This is a genomic window from Thiohalorhabdus sp., from assembly GCF_046545655.1.
Classification (GTDB): Bacteria; Pseudomonadota; Gammaproteobacteria; order Thiohalorhabdales; family Thiohalorhabdaceae; genus Thiohalorhabdus.
This window is the reverse complement of the sequence record NZ_JBKGZG010000024.1, coordinates 13,965-35,508: the sequence shown is the minus strand read 5'-3', so window position 1 is coordinate 35,508 and position 21,544 is coordinate 13,965. Positions and strand designations below refer to the sequence as shown.

The window sequence follows — 21,544 nt, the reverse complement described above, 5'->3', positions numbered from 1 at the left end:
CTCCTGCTGGCGATCCTGGGCCGCAGCGCCTGGGGCCAAGGGCAGGGCCATGCCCAGGGCGACCAGGGTGAGGGCCGGGAGCCGGAACCGGGCCGCCCGGGTCATCGGTCCCGCCGCCAATGGGCCAGGACGTATTTGTCTTCGCTCGGATACTTGATGTCCAGATCCCCCTTGTGCGCCCGATGGATGGCGTCGGCGATGCCGCGCGCCAGATGCTCGTACGTGGTCCGGATTATAACGGAACCGTCATCCTCTTTTCGAATCTCCATGATCCGTTCCAGGGGGCGCCGGCCCGCCTCGCGCTTCTCCACGTTCTCGATGAGGTTCCGGATGTCCTCCCAGTGCTCCCGCAGGTAGTCCCCCTCCAGGGTGACCATTCCCCCCGTGTAGTCCTCCTTGATCCGGGAGCAGGCCGGGCAGATCATGAGCTCGGCCTCCTCCGGCGGGTTCTTCATCCACTGGAAGATGCCGCCGTCGAACACCACGCCGCACTCCCTGCAGACGGCGGGCTGGCTGTACTTGGCCCGCATGAAATAGGGGTCGTTGCGGTGCTCCTGGATCATCTTGTCCAGACGGGAATGGTTCTTGCCGGTGTCTCCGTTCATGCCGCTGCCTCCTTGGCGGTTCGGGGCTGGATCACGGAAGCCCCGTTCACCCTATCCCAGCCGGCGGATGGGAGGGAGTCGGGGTGCACCCCATGCCGCGCGCCGGCAAAAGAAACCCGGAGCGGGGCCCCGGGTCTGTCGGCGACGGCAGGAAGGGCTACATCCCCACCACCTCCTGGCGGGTCAGCGTGATCTCCTCCGGGGAAGCCCGGCGGATCTTGTGCCAGTTCTGTGGGAACTCCAGGCGGTAGTGCTGCGGGTAGTCGTAGGGCTCCACCCCCGCCTGCTCGAGGGCCTCGATGAGATCGTCGGCCTCGCCGTCCATCAGCTCGGCGTGGTCCTTGAGCTCACTCAGCAGGAGGCGGGCCTCCTCGGGATGCACGGCGATCTGGACCTGTTCCCTACCCTGGTTGGCGATGCGCATGGCTCAGTCCTCCACGCTCGGCTGTTTGGGTGCGTGCTCGTCGAAGGCGTGCGGGGGCTGGCGGAAGTTGTCGCGCATCCCGAATTTCGCCTCCCGCAGCAGGTAGCCCAGGTCGAGGATGGAGCGCGACATCTGCGCCGCCTTGCCCATCACTGGATCCGAGAGGTCTTCGACCTCGTTTTTATCGAAGGTGAGGATGTAGTCGCCGTGTCCTTCGCTGGAGCGCTGCACGTCCATTGGTTACCCCCATCGAGTAGGTGTATGGATCATCGGACAACCTATTAATTCGATCCGTACCCGACGCTGAGGGTTCAATCGCCGCGTTTCAAGGACAGGGTGCGGGGGAGGGGTCGCCTAGCGGCGCTGGTCGGCGGGCACGTGGCTCTTCAGGTCGGCCAGCATGGCGCGGTGGACACGGGGAGACGCGGCGAGGACGTTGCCGCTGGTGAAGAAGTCGTCGCCGCCGTCGAAGTCCGTTACGATGCCCCCCGCCTCGCGGACGATCAGGGCGCCCGCCGCCATGTCCCACGGGTTGAGCTTGAACTCCCAGTAGCCGTCGTAGCGCCCACAGGCGGTGTAGGCAAGGTCCAGGGCCGCCGAGCCCCAGCGCCGGATTCCGCTGGTGTGTCGGACATAGGCGCGGAAGGTGTCCAGGTAGGCCTCGATCAGCTCCGGGTACTTGAAGGGGAAGCCCGTGGCCAGCACGGCGCCGTCCAGCCCCTTGCGCTCGGGCATGCGGATGCGGCGCTCGTTCAGCTGGGCGCCCCCGCCCCGGGTGGCCACGAACAGATCGTTCTTCACCGGGTCGTAGATGACGGCCTGGTCCAGCTTGCCGTCCTCCTCCAGGGCGATGGATACCGCGAAGTGCGGCAGGCCCTGGAGGAAGTTGGTGGTACCGTCCAAGGGGTCGATGATCCAGCGGTAGCGGGAGCCCTCCCGGTGGACGCCGCCCTCCTCGCCGAGGATGGCGTGGTCGGGATAGGCCTTGTGCAGGGCGTTGACGATGGTCTCCTCCGCGGCCCGGTCCACCTGGGTGACGAAATCGTGGGGACCCTTGGTGTCGACGGTCAGCTCGTCGAGGCGGTCGAAGGCGCGCACGATCAGGTCCCCGGCGGAGCGGGCGGCGCGGACGGCAGTAGTCAGCATGGGATGCATGGGAGTCCCCTCGGCTGCGGAACGGGCGGCTAACGGTAACCTCCCCTCATCCCGCCATGCAACGCGCGGCGGGGGAATGCGGGGAAGCGTAAGAGGATAGCAGGATGTGCTTGGACAAGGTGGCCATCGTCTTGGTGGAGCCCAGCCACCCGGGCAACATCGGCGCCGCGGCGCGGGCCATGAAGAACATGGGGCTGGGGGATCTGCGCTTGGTTCGCCCGGCGCGCTTCCCCGACGCCGAGGCTACGGCCCGGGCCTCGGGGGCCGACGACCTGCTGGCCGCCGCCACCGTCCATTCGGATCTGGGGGCGGCCCTGGCGGATGTGGGCTGGGTGGCGGGGACCACCGCCCGCGGGCGGGAGCTCAGCATCCCCGTTCGCACGGCGCGCACGGCCATGGACGAGCTCCTGGGCCAGGCGCGGGCAGGGCGGCGGGGGGCCCTGGTGTTCGGCCGCGAGCGCAGCGGGCTAACCAACGCCGAGCTGGACCGCTGCGACCGCCTGGTCCACATCCCCACCGCCGGCGAGTACAGCAGCCTGAATCTCGCCCAGGCGGTGCAGATCCTGGCCTACGAGGCCCGCCTGGCGGCGAACGCCGGGGACGAGGCGGTGTCCGAACCGGAGCACCTGCCCGCCGGAGGCCAGGTGCTTGCCGGCCTGTTCGAGCACCTGGAGCGGGTGGTGCGGGACGTTGGCTTCGTCAATCCGCAGAGCCCCAAGCGCACGGACCGGCGCATGCGTCGCCTCCTGCTGCGTGCTCGCCCCACGGAGAGCGAGGTGCATTTCTTCCGCGGCTTCCTGAGCGCCATCGAGAAGCGAATCCACGGCCATCGGCCCCGGGAGAAGGCGGGAGCTTCTTCCGAGGAAAACGGTCGGGATTCTTGACACGCTTACTTGGTCTTAGTAAAAAACCCCAATAACCGAGCAGGTATTAGCGGCGACCATGGTTCAGTCCCTTTCCCGGGCCCTCCGGGAGCACACAGACATCGTCTTCGAGCGGGATCCGGCCGCCCGGACCCGGTGGGAGGTGCTTACCACCTATCCCGGCGTGCACGCGGTGCTGATCTACCGGGTGGCCCATCGGCTGTGGCACCGGCGGTGGCGCTGGCTGGCGCGGGCCCTGTCCCATTTCGCCCGCTTTTTGACCGGCATCGAGATCCATCCGGGGGCCGAGATCGGCCGCCGTTTCTTCATCGACCACGGCATGGGCGTGGTGATCGGCGAGACCGCCAAGGTGGGGGACGATGTCACCCTCTACCACGGCGTCACCCTGGGCGGCACCACCTGGAAACGGGAGCGGCGCCACCCCACCCTCGGCGATCAGGTGGTGGTGGGCGCCGGCGCCAAGATCCTCGGCCCCATCGAGGTGGGGAGCTGCAGCCGCATCGGCTCCAACGCCGTGGTCATCAAGGACGTGCCGGAGAACGCCGTGGTGGTGGGGGTTCCCGGGCGGGTGGTGAACAAGGACGGCGCCCGCACCGGCGAGGGCTTCGACCCCTACGGGCAGAAGGAGCACATGCCGGACCCGGTGGCCAAGGCCGTGGAATGCATCTCCGAGCACGTCCACGCCGTGGAGCGCCGGCTGGAATCCCTGGAGCACGATCATCGCGCCCCCGTGCCCGCGGACAGCGAGGGCTGGAGCTGTCCTGTGGGGGAGGGGGAGGAACATGCGGGGGGCGAGGCGAGCGAACCGGCCTCGGCAATGGACACCGCCCGGGACCAGGAAGACCGCTAGCCGGGCGACCAACAAGGCGCAACAGCCTGTAAGGAGTGGATTGTGCGACTGACGACCAAGGGGCGCTACGCGGTAACGGCCATGGTGGACCTGGCCCTGCACGGCCAGGACGGCCCCGTGGCCCTCGCCGACATCGCCGAACGGCAGATGATCTCCCTGTCCTACCTGGAGCAGCTGTTCGGCCGTCTGCGCCGTACCGGCCTGGTGGAGAGTGTCCGGGGACCCGGCGGCGGCTACCTGCTGGCACGGCCCATGAACGAGACCACCGTCTCCGACATCATCCTGGCCGTGGACGAGCCCATCTCGGCTACCCAGTGCGGCGGCAACGAGGGCAAGATGTGCAAGGGGTCGGAGCACTGCCTGACCCACTGGCTGTGGATGCGGCTGGGCGACCACATCTACGACTTCCTGGTGGCCGTGACCCTGGACCAGCTGGTGGAGGAGAACAAGGGCCGGACCAGCGTGGTGGAGGGCCCCGCCGGGACCCACATCAAGGCCCAGGCGCGGAGTTGAGGTGACGGCCTACCTCGATCACAACGCCACCACTCCCCCCGACCCCGCGGTCCGGGAGGCGGTGGCCGACGGCCTCGCCGCGGGGTGGGGCAACCCCTCCTCCGTGCACGCCTGGGGGCGCCGGGCCCGCGCCCGCCTGGAGGACGCCCGGGAGCGGGTGGCCGCGCTGGCCGGTTGCGCCCCTCGGGAGGTGACCTTCACCGGCGGCGCCACCGAGGCCAACAACGCGGTTCTCAAGGGCTTCGCCGCCCGGGAGGGGGGCGCGCGCACCTTGCTGGTGGGGGCCACGGAGCATCCTTCCGTGCTGGAGACCGCCCGCTACCTCCGGGAGCGGGGCCAGCCGGTGGCCGAGGTCCCGGTGGACGGGGCCGGCCGCGTCACCCCCGAGGCCTTGCGGGGGGCCCTGGAAGCGAACCGGCCGGTGGGGCTGGTGTCGGTGATGTGGGCCAACAACGAGACCGGCACCCTCCAGCCCATCGCGGAGCTGGCGGCGGTGTGCGCGGAGCACGGCGTGCCCCTGCACACGGACGCCGTGCAGGCCGCCGGCAAGGTGCCGCTGGACTTCGCCGGCTCCGGGGCCGCCGCCATGAGCCTGTCGGCGCACAAGATCGGCGGCCCGCCTGGGGTGGGCGCCCTGGTGCGGGATGCCCGCCGGCTGCCCCTCGATCCCCTCCTGCACGGCGGGGGGCACGAGCGGGAGCGCCGCGCCGGCACCGAGAACCTGGCGGGGATCGCCGGGTTTGGCAAGGCCGCCGAGCTCGCCCGGGAGCGGCTGGCGGGCTTCCCGGGGCGCGTCGGGGGCCTGCGGGACCGCCTGGAGGCGGACCTGCGCGCGTCCGGCGTCGCCGTGGAGGTGGTGTCGGAGGCGGCGGAACGCCTGCCCAACACCAGTTGTCTCCTCTTCCCGGGGGTGGAGGCGGAGACCCTGCTCATGAACCTCGACCTGGCGGGGTTCGCTGTCTCCAGCGGCTCCGCCTGCGCCAGCGGCAGCCTGGAGCCTTCGCCGGTGCTGTTGGCCATGGACATACCGCCGGAGCGGGCGCGCAGCTCGCTCCGGGTCAGCATGGGCTGGACCACCAGCCAAGCCGAAGTGGAGGAGCTCCTGGGGGCCCTGGTGCCCCTGGTGCGGCGCCTCCAGGAACGGACCACCCATCCCGCCTGAGGGCGGATGGCGAGCGGCGCTTGACCAAGCGGGGCACAAGCCCCAAATCCTGATAGGCAGGGGGCCGAAAGTCGGCCTCCGCGAGCCACCCAACCCAATCGGACGGAGAAGCTCCATGACCGCGTCCCTGACGATAACCGAGCGTGCCGCCGACCAGATCCGGAACCAGCTCGCCAAGCGCGGCAGCGGGGTCGGCATCCGGGTCGGTGTCCGCAAAAGCGGCTGCTCCGGCTACATGTACAATCTGGAGTACGTGGACGAGCCCAAGGCGGAGGACCTGGTCTACGAGGCCCACGGCGCCAAGGTCTTCGTGGATCCGGAGGTGATGTCCCTGATCGAGGGCACCGAGATGGACTACGTGAGCGAGGGCCTGCAGTCCATGTTCCGCTTCAACAATCCCAACGTGACCGCCGAGTGCGGCTGCGGGGAGAGCTTCAGCGTCGGCTGAGGGCCCGGGGTCCGCCCTCGTCGGGAAAGGAGCGCGCCATGAAATGGACCGATACGCAGGACATCGCCGTGGAGCTGGCCGAGACCCAGCCCGATGTGGATCCGCAGTACATCACTTACGAGGAACTGCGGGATCTGGTCACTCAGCTGGAGGGCTTTGACGACGACCCCAACCGGGTGGACGACCAGGAGCTCCAGGCCATCCAGCTCTCCTGGATCGACGAGGCGGCGCAGAACGAGCAGTAAGAAGTTAAGGAGGCGATCTTGAGCACTGCGGGCGCACCATCCCGCGTGGTGGTGGCCATGTCCGGCGGAGTGGATTCCTCGGTAACCGCGGCCCTGCTCCAGGAGCAGGGCTTCGATGTTATCGGGGTCACCATGCGCCTGTGGGACGGCCCCGGCAACGAGGGCGGCTGCTGCAGCGTGGACGACGCCGACGATGCCCGCCGGGTGGCGGACCGCCTGGGCATCCCCTTCTACGTCCTCAACTACGCCGAGCCCTTCCGCGAGAAGGTGGTGGACAACTTCGTGGACGAGTACCTGGCGGGCCGCACGCCCAATCCGTGCGCGCGCTGCAACCAGTTCATCAAGTTCGACCGCCTCCTCCAGCAGGTGCGCGACTTGGGGGCCGACTACCTGGCCACCGGCCACTACGCCCGCATCGAGCGGGACGGTGAGCGCTCCCGGCTGCGCACGGGACGGGACGGCGACAAGGACCAGTCCTACTTCCTCGCCGTGACCCCGGCCGCCGAGCTGGATTCCATCCTGTTCCCGGTGGGCGGCTATGACAAGCACCAGGTGCGCGAGCTCGCCGCCCGCTACGAGCTGGTCACCGCCGACAAGCCGGAGAGCCAGGACATCTGCTTCGTATCGCGCTCCGCCGCCGAGTTCGTGGCCAGCCGGGGCGCCGGGCCGGGCCTGGAGCCGGGGGAGATCGTCGACCGCGCCGGCAACGTGCTCGGCGAGCACCGGGGCGCCGCCTACTACACCGTGGGTCAGCGCCGCGGCCTACACCTCGCCGCGGGACGACCCATGTACGTGGTGGCGGTGGACACGGCCGCCAACCGCGTGGTGGTGGGGGAGGCCGATGAGATCTTCCACGCCGCCATGGAGGTGGAGGGGCTGAACTGGTTCGGCGACCCCCTGCCCGAAGGGGGCCGGGAGGCAGAAGTGAAGGTCCGCTACGCCGGCAAGCCGGTGGCCGCCCGCGTGGAGCCCCTGGCGGGAGACCGGGCGCGGGTGACCTTCGCCGAGCCCGTGCGCGCCGTCACCCCGGGTCAGGTGGCCGCCTTCTACAGCGGCGACGAGGTGCTCGGGGGCGGCTGGATCGCGGAGGCGGCGGCGTGAGCGGCGAAAGCGCCCCCCTGACCTTCGTGCGCCCGTCCGCGGGGGATGCGGCGGCCGGGGCGGAGTCCCGCCCCGCCGGACGGGTGCGCCGGGTGGCCACCTCCACCATGGGCTGCAAGGTCAACCAGTTCGAGACCGAGGCCATCCGCCAGGCCCTGCAGGGCGCCGACTACGAGCTGGTGCCCTTCGAGGCGGAGGCCGATCTCTACCTGGTGAACACCTGCACGGTCACCCGCGAGGCGGACCGCCAGGCCCGCCAGCTGGTGCGCCGCGCCCTGCGCCGCAGCCCGGACGCCTTCATGGTGGTGGCGGGCTGCTACGCCCAGCGCGATCCCCAGGCGGTGGCGGCCATCCCCGGCGTGGACCTGGTGCTCGGCAACGGCGAGAAGGTGGACGTCCACGGCCTCATCCCCGACCTGGAGGCGGGCGAGCTGCCGCAGGTGATGGTGGGCGACCCGGACGCCGCCAGCGCCGTGCCCGAGGGCCTGCTGACCCGCTTCGAGTCGCGCACCCGGGGCTTCCTGCAGGTGCAGCAGGGCTGCGACCAGTCCTGCACCTTCTGCATCATCTCCAGCGTGCGCGGCGGCAGCCGCTCGGTGCCGGTGCGCCACGTGGTGCGCCAGGTGGACCGCTGGGCGCAGGTAGGCACCCGCGAGTTCGTGGTCACCGGCGTGGACGTGGGCTCCTACGGCGCCGATCTGGCGGACGGCGCGGACCTGGCCGGGCTGCTTGCCGCCGTCGCAGAAAGGGAGGGCGACTTCCGCCTGCGGCTGTCCTCTCTGGACCCCAGCCACATCACCGACGAGCTGATCGACCTGTTTCGCGACGAGCCCAAGCTCTGCCCGCACGTGCATCTGTCCCTGCAGCACGGCGACGGCAAGGTGCTCAAGCAGATGAAGCGCCGCTACGGCCCCGAGCTGGTGCGCGAGCGCATGGCCGCCCTGCGCAAGGCGGCGCCGGATCTTGTGCTGTCCGCCGACGTGCTGGTGGGCTTCCCCACCGAGACCGAGGCCGCCTTCGACAACGCCCTGGCCCTGGTGGAGGAGCTGGAGATCGCCTATCCGCACGTCTTCCCTTTCTCGCCGCGCCCGGAGACCCCCGGGGGGCGCATCCCGGAGGCCAAGCAGGTGCCGGCGCCGGAGCGCAAGGCGCGGGCGGCGCGCATGCGCGAGCTGGGCACGGAAATCCGGCAACGGGTGCTACAGCGGGCTGTGGGGCGGCGCCAGCGGGTGCTGGTGGAGGAGCCCGACCGCCACCATCCGGGCTGGGTGCGCGGGCGGGCGGCCACCTACCTGCCGGTGCGACTGCCGGCGGGTCGGGCCGAGCCCGGGGAGCTCGTGGAGTGCGTGCCGGAACGGGTGGAGGAGGAGACGCTGGTGGTGCCGGGCTGACCCTGCCGGGCCTCCGAATTGCCCGCCCCCCGTGCCAGTGATAGGCTTGGCGCCTTCACCGAATACCCAGTTGATGCAACCGAAAAACCCGACGGGAGAAGGCATGGCCACCGAGCAGACCCTTTCCATCATCAAGCCGGACGCTGTGGGCAAGAACGTGATCGGGGAGATCCTCTCCCGTTTCGAGCGCAACGGCCTGCGCGTGAAGGCCATGAAGATGGTCCGCCTGACCACCGAGCAGGCCAAGGCCTTCTACGCCGTCCATGCCGACAAGCCCTTCTACAACGACCTGGTGGAGTTCATGGTCTCCGGCCCGGTGGTGGTCTCCGTACTGGAGGGCGACAACGCCATCGCCAAGAACCGCGAGCTGATGGGCGCCACCAACCCCAAGGAAGCGGACGCCGGCACCATCCGGGCGGACTACGCCACCAGCATCGACGCCAACGCGGTGCACGGCTCCGACAGCCCCGAGACGGCGGCCCAGGAAGTGGCCTTTTTCTTCAACCACCTGGAAGTGTTCGACCGCGACGCATGACCGCCACCGAGACCGTCCAGCAGGGCCGTTCCCGGCGGCCGCCCACCGGCGGCCCGGTGAACCTCGTCGGCCTGGACCGCGCCGGGCTGGAGGCCTTCTTCGCCGAGATGGGGGAGAAGCGCTTCCGGGCCCGGCAGGTGATGCAGTGGCTCCACCAGCGGGGCGTCTCCGACTTCGAGGCCATGACCGACCTCGGCAAGGCCCTGCGCGCCCGGCTGGGTGAGCAGGCCCGGGTGCTGGAGCCGGAGGTCCTGTCCGAGCAGCGCTCGGCCGACGGCACCATCAAATGGCTGCTGGGCCTGGAGGACGGCAACGCGGTGGAGACCGTGTTCATCCCGGAGGAGGATCGGGGCACCCTGTGCATTTCCTCCCAGGCCGGCTGCCCGCTGGACTGCAAGTTCTGCGCGACGGGATACGGCGGCTTCCAGCGGAACCTGGCCGCGGGGGAGATCGTTAGCCAGGTGCGCCATGCCCAGTCGGTGGTGGGCGATCGGCTCACCAACATTGTGTTCATGGGCATGGGCGAACCGCTGCTCAACTACGACGCGGTGCTGCGTGCCATCCATCTGCTCATGGACGATTGCGCCTACGGCCTGAGCCGCCGGCGCATCACGGTGTCCACGGTGGGGGTGGTGCCCAAGATCGCGGAGCTCGGCCGCGACACGCCGGTGAACCTGGCCATCTCCCTGCACGCCGTCACCGACGAGGTGCGGGACCGGATCGTTCCCATCAACCGTACCTATCCCCTGGAGCGCCTGCTCCGGGCCTGCCGGGACTATCCGCTGCCCCGGGGGCGGCGGATCACCTTCGAATACGTCATGCTCGACGGCGTCAACGACTCCCCCGCGGAGGCCCGCCGGCTGGTGGGCCTGCTCGACGGGATCCCCGCCAAGGTGAACCTGATCCCCTTCAATCCCTTTCCCCAGGCGGAGTTCCAGCGCTCCTCCCAGGAGGCCATCGACCGCTTCCGGGACATCCTGCTCGAGCGGGGAATGGTGGCGGTGACCCGCACCCCCCGCGGCGATGACATCGATGCCGCCTGCGGCCAGCTCCAGGGCCGGAATCGCGACGCCGGAGACGTTTCCGTGGGTACCGAGGGGGTGTGAATTGATTCAGCTCGCCAGGCGTGCCGCCCTAGGCTCCACGGCCGTCGCCCTGGTCGCCCTGCTGCTTTCCGGTTGCGCCACCACCTCCTCCGGGGAGGGGGCGGGGCCGGAGGGGGAGCGCACCCGCAGTGAGATCTACCTGGAGCTGGGCATGGCCTACCTGCGGGATGGACGGCCTCGCGATGCCCTGCGCAAGCTCAAGGATGCCCGCTCCCTGAACGACGATGACGCCCGTATTCACAACGCCCTTGCGTTGACTTACCAAAACCTCGGATTCGACGACAAGGCCGAGGAGGCCTTCGAAGAGGCCGTCGCCCTGGACCCCGACGACCCTCAGGTCCGCAACAACTACGGCGCCTTCCTGGCTGGCCTGGGATCCTACGAACGAGCGAAGGAGCAGTTCGAGGCGGCGCTGCAGGACCCAATGTATTCCACGCCGGAAAAGGCGTACTACAATCTCGGCTGGCTGGCCCGTGAGGAAGGGGAGTCCGACCGGGCCGAGGAGATGCTGCGCACGGCCCTGCGCTTGCGGGCCGACTACCCGGCCGCCCGGCTGGCCCTGGTGCGGCTGCTTCGGGACCAGGGGGATCTGGACCAAGCCCAGGACGAGGCGGAGGAGCTCCTGGAACGGCGGCCCGAGCATCCCCGTGGGCACTTGCTTGCCGCCGAGCTGGCCCGGGAACTGGGCGACGAGGAGCGGGCCGCAGATCATTTGAGGCGGGTGCTGGAGGTCGCGCCGGATAGCGGCGTGGCCGAGAAGGCGCGCACCCGCCTCGAACGCATGGGCGACCGGGCCCGGGCGCGCTAAAAAAGGGGCAAGGAGGGGGGAATGGTAAGCGAGGAGACGGAGAACGAAGCTTCGGGGTTCGGCGAGCAGCTCCGCCGGGCCCGGGAGGCGGCAGGGTGGACCCAGGCCAACATGGCCGAGGAGCTCCGCCTCACCGTGGAGCATATCCAGGCCCTGGAGTCGGAGGACTTCAGCCGCCTACCGGGGGCGGCCTATATCCGCGGCTACCTTCGCAGTTACGCTGCCATTGTGGGCCTGTCGCCTGACTCGGTGATTCAGGCCTTTGAGGCCCGTCAGTCGGGCGGGGATGCGCCTAGGGCGGAAAACGACACGCCGATCATCCCGGAGCCCGAGCGGCCCATGATCGAGCACCCCGGGCGGGTGGTCTCCGTGAGCTTACTGCTTCTTCTGCTGGTTGGGGGCACCACCTTCTGGTTCGTGGGGGACGGCATGGACCCCGCCGAGGTCATGGACTCCGGCCGTACCGAAGGAGAGACGGCCGGAACCGAAGATGCTTCCTCCGAGCCTGAGGGGGCGGAAAACCCAGGCGAGAATGCCGAGGAAGAGGCGTCCGCCGGGGAGGGCCAGGCCATGGCCGAGCAAGAGTCGGATGCCGCACCCCCCCCGGAGGAGGAGCTGCAGCAGGTGCTGGACAAGGAGAATTCCGGTCCCTCCAGCCTGGAGGATCAAGGGTCAGCCGAGGCGGCGGAGCTGGATTCCATCCCCGAATCGCCGGATGCCTCGGACTCCGCGGAGGCTGGTTCAGGCAGCGAGGAACCGCGCTTCCGCCGCCTGGACATGGAGGAGCCGGATTCACCGCGGCTTCCGCAGGACATGCAGCGGCTGCGGGTCCGCACTTGGGTAGAAAGCTGGATGGAGATCAAGGACGCCGAGGATAACCTGCTGCTGCGGCGCATGGTGGAGGGCGACGAAACCCTGCGTCTGTACGGGAAGGCGCCCTTCCGGGTAAAGGTGGGTAATGCGGCAGGGGTACAGCTGTACTTCGACGGCGAGCCCCTGGAGCCTTTGGGTAGGTCCGGACAAGTGGTGACCACCAAGGTGGACGCCTCCTCGCCTACCATTCCGGAATCCCAGGTGGTGCCGCCCCCGACCTTGGGAGAGGCCGATGACGGCGCCGGAAACGGCGGCCGGGGTGGGCCGGAAACCGGGGGCGACGGGTCCGACGCCCGGACTTTCGCCGCTCCGGAAGAGTAGCGGGGGCTGCTGGAAGGCCATCCAATCGGTCGATACCGGAATTCCGGGTTCATGGTGCATAAACAGCTCCGGACGTTCGGTCCGGAGAGGGAGCGTATGGGTATGTGGGGGATTCATCGCAGGAAGACGCGGCAGATCCACGTGGGCTCCGTGCCCATCGGCGGCGACGCGCCTATCGCGGTGCAGACCATGACCAACACCAACACCTGCGACGTGGAGGCCACGGTGGGCCAGATCGAGCAGGTGGCGGCCGCCGGCGCCGACATCGTGCGGGTCTCCGTGCCCGACAAGGACGCCGCCGAGGCCTTCGCCAAGATCCGCGCCCGCGTCCCCGATGTCCCCCTCATCGCGGACATCCATTACGACTACCGCATTGCCCTCAAGGTGGCCGATATGGGGGTGGACTGCCTGCGCATCAACCCCGGCAACATCGGCAAGCGGGACCGGGTGGCCGCCGTGGTGGACGCGGCCAAGCACAACGGCATTCCCATCCGGGTGGGCGTTAACGCGGGCTCCCTGGAGAAGCACCTGCTGGAGAAGTACAGCGAGCCCAACGCCGACGCCATGGCGGAGTCCGCTCTGCGCCACCTGGAGATCCTGGAGAGCCATGGCTTCCACGACACCAAGATCAGCCTCAAGGCCTCGGACGTGTTCCTGGCCGTGGAGGCCTACCGTAAGCTCGCCACGCAGGTGGACTACCCCTTCCATCTGGGCATCACCGAGGCCGGCAGCCTGCGCATGGGCACGGTGCGGTCCTCGGTGGGCCTGGGCATGCTCCTCGCGGACGGCATCGGCGACACCCTGCGGGTGTCCCTGGCCGCCGATCCGGTGGAGGAGGTGAAGGTGGGCTTCGACATCCTCAAGAGCCTGCACCTCCGCCACCGCGGCGTGAACATCATCGCCTGCCCGAGCTGCTCGCGGCAGGAGTTCAACGTCATCGACACCGTCAACGAGCTGGAGGCCCGGCTGGAGGACGTCAACGAGAACCTCAACGTCTCCATCATCGGCTGCGTGGTGAACGGCGTGGGCGAGGCCAAGGAGGCGGATGTGGGCGTCACCGGGGGCGGCAAGAACCTGGTCTACATCGACGGCGAGCCCAGCTACAAGGTGGACAACGAGACCCTGGTGGACCGGGTGGAGCGCTCGGTGCGCGATTACGTGGCCAAGCAGCGCCAGGAAGACGAGGGCGAGGACGGCGCCTCCGCATCGCCCGTGGAGGGCAGCGCCTAGTGGCCGAAAAGATCCGCCCGGTCCGGGGGATGAACGACATCCTTCCGGACGAAGCCGCCGCCTGGCAGCACCTGGAAGCCGAGGCCCGGCGCGTCCTGGAGGCCTACGGCTACCGGGAGATTCGCTTCCCCCACGTGGAGCGGCTGGAGCTGTTCGCCCGCTCCATCGGCGAGGACACGGACATCGTCGAGAAGGAGATGTACACCTTCGAGGACACCGGCGGCGACATCCTGGCCCTGCGGCCGGAAGGCACCGCCGGCTGCGTGCGTGCCGGCATCACCAACGGGATGTTCCGCGGCCAGACCCACCGGCTCTACTATCTGGGCCCCATGTTCCGCCACGAGCGGCCGCAGAAGGGCCGCTACCGGCAGTTCCATCAGGTGGGGGTGGAGGCCTTCGGCCCGGCCACGCCGGACCTGGACGTGGAGCAGATCCTCATGGCCCGGCGGCTCCTCCAGGGCCTGGGGGTGGAGGGGCTGACCCTCCATCTCAACTCCCTGGGCAAGCCGGCGGATCGGCGGGTCTACCGGGAGGAGCTGGTGGATTTCCTGGAGGCGCGCCGGGGCAGCCTGTGCGAGACCTGCCAGGAGCGCATCCAGCGCAGCCCCATGCGGGTGCTGGACTGCAAGGTGCCCACCTGCCAGGAGGCAGTGGCCGGGGCCCCCGAGATCACGGATTTCCTGGGGGAAGAGAGCCGGGCCCACTTCGACCGGCTCCGCGCGCTGCTGGACGCGGCGGGGGTGCCCTACGAGCTCAACCCGCGCCTGGTGCGGGGCCTCGATTACTACACCGACACCGTCTACGAGTGGACCAGCGATCAGCTGGGCTCCCAGGCCACGGTGGTGGCCGGCGGCCGCTACGACGGCCTGGTGGAGGAGATCGGCGGCCCCGCCACCCCCGCGGTGGGCTTCGCCCTCGGCATCGAGCGCCTGCTGGCGCTGGTGGCGCCGGAGCGCGTGCCGGAAAGCCACCCGGCGGTCTTCATCGCCCCCCTGGACGCCGCGGTGGAGCCCGACGCCATGGCGCTGGCGGAATCACTGCGCGACCGGGACGTCTCCGCCTGGTACCACTGCGGCGGCGGCAGCCTGAAGAGCCAGCTGAAGAAGGCGGACCGCTCCGGGGCGCGCCTGGCCCTGGTCCTGGGCGAGCAGGAGCAGGCGGAGGGCACCGTGCTGGTGCGCGATCTGGCCTCCGGGGAGCAGGAGTCAGTTCGCCGGGAAGGGGTGGAGGACCATGTCATCCGCCGCGGCACCTAGGATCGCCCGGGGCGCCGAGCCGGTCCTCGCCCTCGAGGACCTGACGGTCAGCCTGGACGAGGCCGGTCGGCGGATCCCGGTGGACGGGGTCTCCCTGGAGCTCAAGGCCGGCGAGACCCTGTGCGTGGTGGGCGAGTCGGGCTGCGGCAAGTCCATGACGGCCCTGGCCTGCATGGGTCTGCTTCCGGAGGTGGCCCGGGTCCGGAGCGGGCACATCCGCTTCCAGGGCCGGGACCTGGCGGGGGCGGATGCCCGGACCTGGCGGCGTCTGCGCGCCGACGCCATGGCCATGATCTTCCAGGAGCCCATGACCAGCCTGAACCCGGTGTTCCGGGTGGGCCGGCAGGTGGCGGAGCCCTTGCGGGTCCATCGCGGCTTGGGCAAGCGGGAGGCCCTGCGCCGCGCCGGGGACCTCCTGGAGCGGGTGGGGATCCCCGATCCCGGCGAGCGCCTGCGGGCGTACCCCGACGAGCTCTCCGGCGGGCAGCGGCAGCGGGTGATGATCGCCATGGCGCTGGCTTGCGACCCGGACCTGCTCATCGCCGACGAGCCCACCACCGCCTTGGACGTCACCATCCAGGCCCACATCCTGGAGCTTCTGGCCGACCTGCAGCGGGACCGGGGCATGGGACTCTTGTTCATCACCCACGACTTCGGGGTGGCGGAGGAGATCGCCGACCACATCGCCGTCATGTACGCCGGCCAGATCGTGGAGTACGGCCCCGCCGCGCAGGTGCTGAACAGCCCGCGTCACCCCTATACCGCCGGGCTCATGGAGGCCATCCCCGGACAGGAGGAGCCCCACGGGGCCCTGCCGGCCCTGGCCGGCAGGGTTCCCGAGCTGGGCCACTGGCCTCCATATTGCCGCTTCGCGGAGCGGTGCCCGCTGGCGCGGGAGCGCTGCCGGGCCGGGCCCGTAACCCTGGAGGGCTGGCACGGCCACCTCAGCCGCTGCCTGTTCCCGGACGAGGTCAGCGCGGAGATCTGGCATTGACGGAGCTCCTGGAGCTGGAAGGCCTGTCCAAGTCCTTCACCCAGCGCGGGCCCTGGGGACGGGGCGGGACCACCTTCTGGGCCGTGCGCGACGTCCACCTCACCCTGGCCCCCGGCGAGACCGTGGGGCTGGTGGGGGAGTCGGGCTGCGGCAAATCCACCCTGGCGCGCATGGCCCTGCGGCTCATGGAGCCCGACGGCGGCGTGATCCGCTTCGCGGGCGAGGACATCACCCGGGCCCGTCGCGCCGGGCTGCAGCGCGCCCGGCGCGACATGCAGATCGTCTTCCAGGACCCGTATGCCAGCCTCAACCCGCGCATGCGGGTGGGCCGGATCGTGGAGGAGGGCCTGAAGGTCCACGGCCTGGGCGACGCCGCCGAGCGGCGCCGGCGCGTGGCCAAGGTGCTGGAGCGCTGTGGGCTCGGCGGAGACGCCGCGGACAAGTTTCCGCACCAGTTCTCCGGCGGCCAGCGCCAGCGCATCGGCATCGCGCGGGCCCTGGTCATGGAGCCGCGCCTGATGGTCTGCGACGAGCCGGTCTCGGCCCTGGACGTGTCCATCCAGGCGCAGATCCTCAACCTGCTCAAGGAGCTGCAGCGGGACTTCGGCCTCGCCTATCTGTTCATCAGCCACGACCTGCGGGTGGTGCGCTACCTGAGCGACCGCGTGGTGGTCATGTACGGAGGCCGGGTGGTGGAGGAGGGGCCCACCGATCGGCTGTTCGAGCGTCCCGCCCACCCCTACACTCGGGGCCTGCTCGCGGCCATCCCCGGGGGGCACCGGGAACGGGAGCGCCGCATCCCCGCCGGGGCCGTGCGCGACCAGGCCGGTGAGTGCCCCTTCTACAGCCGCTGCCCCGAGGCGCAGGACGCTTGCGCGGAGTGGCCATTCCAGGGATACGACCTGGGGCAGGGGCAGGTGGCCGCCTGCCGGCGGGCCCGCTGAGACAACGGCGATACCGTACCAAACACCTCCGGGAGGAAGCGTTGGAAGAGAACCTGGATCTCGAGGAAGGGCGCCGCATGGAGGCCCTCAAGGCGTTCGCCCACCGTCATCGGTGGGGGCTCTTCGCCCTGGCCGTCGCCGTGGCCGTTGGGGCCGGCGCCGGCTACGGATACTACCGGCACCAGAGCGCCCAGCTTCTCGCTGCCTCGGAGGCCTACGGCTCGGCCGTGGAGGCCCTGCAGGCCGGCCGGGAGGGGGACGCCCGCCAAGCCCTCGGCGACCTGATCGCCGAGTATGAAGACACTCCTTATGCCGCCTTCGGCCGGGTATACCGGGCTCGCCTCGAGTACCAGGACGGCCAGAGCGAGGAGGCCCTGGCGACCCTGGCCCCCCTCGCCGAGGCCGACGGTGAGCCCGACGAGGTCCGGCATATCGCCGTGGAAGAGCGGGCCCGCATCCAGTGGGACCAGGGGGATCCCCAGGCGGCCCTTGATACCTTGGCCACTCTGGATGGGGAGGCCTTTTTGCCCAGCTATTTCCTGCTCAAGGGCGACCTGCTGGCGGCGCAGGGTGACCACGAGGCGGCCGCCCGGGTCTTCCGCGAGGCCCGCCAGCAGCCGGGCTCTGGCCCCCTGGAGGAGACCATCCAGAGCCGGCTGGAGCAGCTTCCCGACGCGTCAGGGACCTCTGAAGAGAAAAAAAGGAAGACCGGATGAGGGCAGTGCACCTGTTTCCCGGGATGGCCCTGGCTATCGCCCTGGCCTTGGCACCGCCCGCCGTATCGGGGCAGGAGCAGGAAGAAGACGGACCGCCTAGCCTGACGTCCCACCGCTCCTGGGCCATGCCCCTGTTCAAGGACTGGAGCGTGCGGCCCTTTGCCGCCACGCGCATGGCTGCGGCGGATGGTCTGGCTTTCATCGGTACCCGAGAGGGGCGCCTTTACGCGGTGGATGCCGAATCCGGTGGGATCCGCTGGGTGCGCGACCTGGGCGGCCGCGTCGCCGGCGGGGCCACCCTGGGCGAGGACAACGAGCGGGTGTACGTGGGCACCGACGAGGGCGAAGTCTGGGGGCTGCGCGCCGAGGACGGGGAAACGGTCTGGCGGGCCCAGGTCTCCTCGGAGGTCATCACGGCCCCGCGGGTGGCCTCGGGGATGGTGTTCCTGCGCACCGCCGACGATTATCTCTGGGCCCTGCGCGCCGCCGACGGCGGGACGCGCTGGTCCTACAACGTGGAGGGCCGCAGCCTCGCCCTCCGCGGCGGGGCCCGCCCCGCTTACCGGGACGGGCTGGTCTTCACCGGCTTCTCTACCGGCGAGCTGGTGGCCCTGGAGGCGGGCGACGGCCGGCCGAGCTGGCGAGAGCGCATTGCCACCTCCACCGGGCGCACGGAGCTGGAGCGCATGGTGGACGTGGACACCGGCCCCGTGGTGCGGGACGGCACGGTCTACACGGCCGCCTACCACGGCGCCGTGGTGGCCCTGGAGGCCGGCAGCGGCCAGCAGCTCTGGCAGCGGAAGTTCTCCGTGTTTAACGATCTGGCGGTGGACGATGAGGCCTTGTACATCACCACCGCCGACGCCAAGGTCATGGCCCTGGACCGCTCCAACGGCGGCACCCTCTGGACCCAGACGGACCTCGAGGACGCGGGGTCGCTGTCGGCGCCGGTGCTGACCGAGCACGCCGTGGTGGTGGGGGACTCCCGCGGACGGGTCACCTGGTACCACCGGGACAGCGGTAAGGTCCTGGCCCGGCGGGAGGTGGGCATCAGCGCGGTGAACAGTCCGCCCCTGCCCCTGGAGGGGGACGACCTGCTGGTGCTCACCGATCAGGGGACCCTCAATCGGCTGGGGCTGCGATAGCCGGCCATGAAACCGATCGTCGCCCTCGTGGGTAGGCCCAACGTCGGCAAGTCCACCCTGTTCAACCGCCTGACCCGCAGCCGGGACGCCCTGGTCTCCGACACCCCGGGTGTTACCCGGGACCGCATCTACGGCACCTGCGCCTACGGGGAGCGGGACTTCCTGCTGGTGGACACCGGCGGCCTGGAGACCGAGGCGGAGGGCGGCATCGAGCTCATGGCCGCCGAGCAGACCCGGCAGGCCATCCGTGACGCCGAGCTGGTGGTCTTCCTGGTGGACGGCCGCCTCGGCCTGCACCCCGAGGACGCCGCCATCGCCGAGGAGCTGCGCCGGATGCAGGTGCCGGTGCTGCTGGTGGTGAACAAGAGCGAGGACCTGGATCCCGCCACCGTGAGCGCGGACTTCTACGCCCTGGGCCTCGGTGCGCCGCTGCCCGTCTCCGCCGCCGCCAACCAGGGCATGGGCCGCCTGGTGGACCTGGTGGAGGAGCGCCTGCCGCCCGCCCCGGAGGGGGAAGAAGAGCTTCCGGGCATCCGCATCGCCATGGTGGGGCGGCCCAATGTGGGCAAGTCCACCCTGGTGAACGCGCTCCTCGGCGAGCCGCGCATGATCACCTACGACCGCCCCGGCACCACCCGCGACGCCATCCACACGGTGCTGGAGCGCGAGGGCCACACCTACACGCTCATCGACACCGCCGGCGTGCGACGCCGCTCGCGCATCAAAAAGGAGCTGGAGCGGTTCTCCACCCTCAAGGCCATCCAGGCCTTGGAGGCCGCCGACGTGGTCTTCCTGCTGGTGGACGCCCACGAGGGCGTCACCGACCAGGACGCCCGCCTGGCCCGGCTGGTGCGCGACGCCGGACGGGGCGTGGTGGTGGCCGTGAACAAGTGGGACCATCTGGACGACGAGCAGAAGACCCGGCTGCGCCGCACCCTGGACCTGAAGCTGGTGACCCCGCTGTACTACGCCCCCCTGCGCTACATCTCCGCCCTCTACGGCACCGGCGTGGGCCACCTGCTGGAGACGGCGGAGACCATCTATGCCTCCTACACCAAGGAGCTGCCCACCGCCGAGCTGAACCGGATCCTGCAGGAGGCCACCGAGGCCCATCCCCCGCCGGTGCGCGGCGGCTTCCGCCCCAAGCTCCGCTACGCCCACCAGGGCGCCAAGCGCCCACCCACCGTGGTCATCCACGGCTCCCGCACCAACACCCTCCCCGACAACTACCTGCGCTACCTGGAGCGCGCCTTCCAGAAGGCCTTCCGCCTGGAAGGCGTGCCCCTGCGCCTGCAGTTCCGCAAGCAGGAGAGCCCCTACAAGGGCCGCGCGCGCCACAAGGAGGCGCCCAAATCCGTCCGGAAGAAGAAGGCCCGGAAGGCGCGGAAGGGCTGAGCATCCGGGCGGGTCAGCGGGGGATCATCCCTCCGCGTCCGGACCCCCGGCCAGGCGGCGCTGCTCCACCCGGCAATCCAGACTCCCCTCGGCGAGCTGCACGTTGACGGCGTCGCCGGTCTCCGCCTCCTCGGCCCGGCGCAGGATCCGCCCGTCCTTGCGGGCCACGGCGTAACCCCTGGCCAGGGTGCCCAGGGGGCTGACTGCCTCAAGCTCCCGCGCGAGGGACTGCAGGCGCTGGCGGCGGGCGGGCAGGGCGGTGTGGGTGACGGCGCGGACCAGGCGCTCATGGAGGTCGTTCAGGTGCTCCCGGTCCCGGGGCAGGCGGCGGGCCGGGCCGGCGCGGTGGAGGCGGGCGGTGAGGGCCTCCAGGTCGCGGCGGCGCTCCCGCTGGCGGAGACCGAAGGCGCGGGCTAGCTGCTTCCGGGCTGTGTGGTTGCGCTCGTGCAGGTCGCGCAGGCGCTTGCCCGGGTGGACCAGGCGACGGCGCAGGTGGTCGAGGCCCTGGGCGCGGTCGCGCAGGCGGCGCTCCAGGGCGCGGGTGAGGCGGTCGCGGTCGGTGCGCAGCTGTCTTTGCAGGGCCTCGCGGTCCGGGGAGACGCGTTCCGCGGCGGCGGTGGGGGTGGGGGCGCGCAGGTCGGCGGCGAGGTCGGCGATGGTGAAGTCCACCTCGTGGCCCACGCCCACCACCACGGGCAGCTCGCTGGCGCGGATGGCGCGGGCCACCTCCGGCTCGTTGAAGGACCACAGGTCCTCCAGGCTGCCGCCGCCGCGGGTAAGGAGCAGCACGTCGCACTCGGCGCGGCGGTTGGCGGTTTTTAGGGCCTCGACGATGGCCGGGGCGGCCGCCTTGCCCTGCACCGGCACGGGGTAGACCACCACGGGCAGGGCGGGGAAGCGGCGCGCCAGGGTGGTGAGCACGTCGCGGATGGCGGCGCCGGTGGCGGAGGTGATCACGCCCACGCGGCGGGGCAGGGCGGGGATGGGCCGTTTGCGCTCGTCGGCGAACAGGCCCTCGGCGGAGAGCTTGCGCTTGAGCGCCTCGAAGGCGCGCTGGAGGGCCCCCTCGCCGGCCTCCTCCATGTGCTCGACGATGAGCTGGAAGTCGCCGCGCGGCGCGTAGAGGCTGATCTGGGCCCGCACCAGCACGTGCATGCCGTCCGCGGGCCGGAACCGCAGCAGGCGGTTCTTGCCCTTGAACATGGCGCAGCGCACCTGCGCCTGCTCGTCCTTGAGGGTGAAGTACAGGTGGCCGCTGGCCGGGCGCGCCACATTGGACAGCTCGCCCTCCACCCACAGCAGAGGGAAGCTCGCCTCCAGCAGGCCGCGGGCCTCGTGGTTGAGGCGGGTGACGGTGTAGACGGGGCGGTCGGATCCGGTCTCGGCGTCGTGCGGGGGTGCGTCCATGGAAGGTCCCGGCGGTCAGGAAAAAGGCCTACTGTA

At 70.5% G+C, this 21,544-nt stretch carries 24 protein-coding genes; 19 read left to right on the top strand and 5 right to left on the bottom strand.

The genetic code is table 11. The annotated features are described in order from the left end of the window. Positions 1–101 precede the first annotated feature (101 nt). The 4 genes from ACLFRB_RS07075 to ACLFRB_RS07060 form a co-directional block, all read right to left on the bottom strand. A complete protein-coding gene (locus tag ACLFRB_RS07075) occupies positions 102–605 on the bottom strand; it encodes a BCAM0308 family protein (RefSeq protein WP_411068310.1) in 504 nt (167 codons plus the stop codon). A 157-nt stretch (positions 606–762) separates the two neighbouring features. Further along, the gene (locus ACLFRB_RS07070) at positions 763–1,029 is read right to left on the bottom strand and encodes a hypothetical protein (RefSeq protein WP_411068309.1); all 267 of its coding nucleotides are present in this window, start codon (positions 1,027–1,029) and stop codon (positions 763–765) included. A 3-nt stretch (positions 1,030–1,032) separates the two neighbouring features. Further along, positions 1,033–1,266 (bottom strand): hypothetical protein, encoded by a 234-nt coding sequence (locus ACLFRB_RS07065; protein WP_411068308.1) that lies wholly within the window; start codon positions 1,264–1,266, stop codon positions 1,033–1,035. 117 nt (positions 1,267–1,383) lie between these two features. Then, entirely contained in the window at positions 1,384–2,184 is an 801-nt protein-coding gene (locus ACLFRB_RS07060) for an inositol monophosphatase family protein (RefSeq protein ID WP_411068307.1), read from the bottom strand. A gap of 104 nt (positions 2,185–2,288) precedes the next feature. On the opposite strand from ACLFRB_RS07060, the gene ACLFRB_RS07055 reads away from it, so the two are divergent. The 19 genes from ACLFRB_RS07055 (at position 2,289) to der (ending at position 20,101) form a co-directional block, all read left to right on the top strand. Next, complete coding sequence (locus tag ACLFRB_RS07055; protein ID WP_411068306.1) at positions 2,289–3,068, top strand: RNA methyltransferase; 780 nt, start codon at positions 2,289–2,291, stop codon at positions 3,066–3,068. Between the two features lie 58 nt (positions 3,069–3,126). Further along, complete coding sequence (cysE, locus tag ACLFRB_RS07050; protein WP_411068305.1) at positions 3,127–3,918, top strand: serine O-acetyltransferase; 792 nt, start codon at positions 3,127–3,129, stop codon at positions 3,916–3,918. Between the two features lie 42 nt (positions 3,919–3,960). Then, on the top strand, positions 3,961–4,431 hold the full coding sequence (locus tag ACLFRB_RS07045; protein ID WP_411068304.1) for an Rrf2 family transcriptional regulator: 471 nt from the start codon (positions 3,961–3,963) through the stop codon (positions 4,429–4,431). A 1-nt stretch (position 4,432) separates the two neighbouring features. Next, positions 4,433–5,593 (top strand): cysteine desulfurase family protein, encoded by a 1,161-nt coding sequence (locus ACLFRB_RS07040; protein WP_411068303.1) that lies wholly within the window; start codon positions 4,433–4,435, stop codon positions 5,591–5,593. Between the two features lie 115 nt (positions 5,594–5,708). After that, entirely contained in the window at positions 5,709–6,041 is a 333-nt protein-coding gene (gene sufA, locus ACLFRB_RS07035; RefSeq protein ID WP_411068302.1) for a Fe-S cluster assembly scaffold SufA, read from the top strand. A gap of 38 nt (positions 6,042–6,079) precedes the next feature. After that, positions 6,080–6,286 (top strand): Fe-S cluster assembly protein IscX, encoded by a 207-nt coding sequence (iscX, locus tag ACLFRB_RS07030; RefSeq protein ID WP_054965847.1) that lies wholly within the window; start codon positions 6,080–6,082, stop codon positions 6,284–6,286. Between the two features lie 18 nt (positions 6,287–6,304). Next, entirely contained in the window at positions 6,305–7,387 is a 1,083-nt protein-coding gene (mnmA, locus tag ACLFRB_RS07025; protein ID WP_411068301.1) for a tRNA 2-thiouridine(34) synthase MnmA, read from the top strand. Continuing rightward, positions 7,384–8,778 carry a tRNA (N(6)-L-threonylcarbamoyladenosine(37)-C(2))-methylthiotransferase MtaB gene (mtaB, locus tag ACLFRB_RS07020; RefSeq protein ID WP_411068300.1) on the top strand — a complete coding sequence of 465 codons (1,395 nt, stop codon included), beginning with the start codon at positions 7,384–7,386 and terminating at the stop codon, positions 8,776–8,778. The genes mnmA and mtaB overlap by 4 nt, the downstream gene beginning before the upstream one ends. Positions 8,779–8,881: 103 nt before the next feature. Continuing rightward, on the top strand, positions 8,882–9,313 hold the full coding sequence (gene ndk, locus ACLFRB_RS07015) for a nucleoside-diphosphate kinase (RefSeq protein WP_411068299.1): 432 nt from the start codon (positions 8,882–8,884) through the stop codon (positions 9,311–9,313). Beyond that, on the top strand, positions 9,310–10,419 hold the full coding sequence (rlmN, locus tag ACLFRB_RS07010) for a 23S rRNA (adenine(2503)-C(2))-methyltransferase RlmN (protein ID WP_411068298.1): 1,110 nt from the start codon (positions 9,310–9,312) through the stop codon (positions 10,417–10,419). The genes ndk and rlmN overlap by 4 nt, the downstream gene beginning before the upstream one ends. 1 nt (position 10,420) lies before the next feature. Further along, positions 10,421–11,227, top strand: coding sequence for a type IV pilus biogenesis/stability protein PilW (gene pilW, locus ACLFRB_RS07005; RefSeq protein WP_411068297.1), 807 nt, complete (start codon positions 10,421–10,423; stop codon positions 11,225–11,227). A 21-nt stretch (positions 11,228–11,248) separates the two neighbouring features. Continuing rightward, on the top strand, positions 11,249–12,421 hold the full coding sequence (locus tag ACLFRB_RS07000) for a RodZ domain-containing protein (RefSeq protein WP_411068296.1): 1,173 nt from the start codon (positions 11,249–11,251) through the stop codon (positions 12,419–12,421). A gap of 102 nt (positions 12,422–12,523) precedes the next feature. Next, a complete protein-coding gene (gene ispG, locus ACLFRB_RS06995; RefSeq protein ID WP_411068295.1) occupies positions 12,524–13,651 on the top strand; it encodes a flavodoxin-dependent (E)-4-hydroxy-3-methylbut-2-enyl-diphosphate synthase in 1,128 nt (375 codons plus the stop codon). Beyond that, the gene (hisS, locus tag ACLFRB_RS06990) at positions 13,651–14,907 is read left to right on the top strand and encodes a histidine--tRNA ligase (protein ID WP_411068294.1); all 1,257 of its coding nucleotides are present in this window, start codon (positions 13,651–13,653) and stop codon (positions 14,905–14,907) included. Before ispG ends, hisS begins: the two co-directional genes overlap by 1 nt. Next, positions 14,885–15,901, top strand: coding sequence for an ABC transporter ATP-binding protein (locus ACLFRB_RS06985; protein WP_411068293.1), 1,017 nt, complete (start codon positions 14,885–14,887; stop codon positions 15,899–15,901). Before hisS ends, ACLFRB_RS06985 begins: the two co-directional genes overlap by 23 nt. Beyond that, positions 15,898–16,845, top strand: a complete 948-nt coding sequence (locus ACLFRB_RS06980; protein ID WP_411068292.1) for an ABC transporter ATP-binding protein — start codon at positions 15,898–15,900, stop codon at positions 16,843–16,845. The genes ACLFRB_RS06985 and ACLFRB_RS06980 overlap by 4 nt, the downstream gene beginning before the upstream one ends. A gap of 41 nt (positions 16,846–16,886) precedes the next feature. Further along, on the top strand, positions 16,887–17,561 hold the full coding sequence (locus tag ACLFRB_RS06975; protein WP_411068291.1) for a YfgM family protein: 675 nt from the start codon (positions 16,887–16,889) through the stop codon (positions 17,559–17,561). Beyond that, positions 17,558–18,706 (top strand): outer membrane protein assembly factor BamB, encoded by a 1,149-nt coding sequence (gene bamB, locus ACLFRB_RS06970; protein ID WP_411068290.1) that lies wholly within the window; start codon positions 17,558–17,560, stop codon positions 18,704–18,706. Before ACLFRB_RS06975 ends, bamB begins: the two co-directional genes overlap by 4 nt. A 6-nt stretch (positions 18,707–18,712) precedes the next feature. Next, complete coding sequence (gene der / locus ACLFRB_RS06965) at positions 18,713–20,101, top strand: ribosome biogenesis GTPase Der (protein WP_411068289.1); 1,389 nt, start codon at positions 18,713–18,715, stop codon at positions 20,099–20,101. 24 nt (positions 20,102–20,125) lie between these two features. Here der and xseA read toward each other — a convergent pair whose 3' ends face one another. Continuing rightward, a complete protein-coding gene (xseA, locus tag ACLFRB_RS06960; protein ID WP_411068288.1) occupies positions 20,126–21,508 on the bottom strand; it encodes an exodeoxyribonuclease VII large subunit in 1,383 nt (460 codons plus the stop codon). Positions 21,509–21,544: the final 36 nt, after the last annotated feature.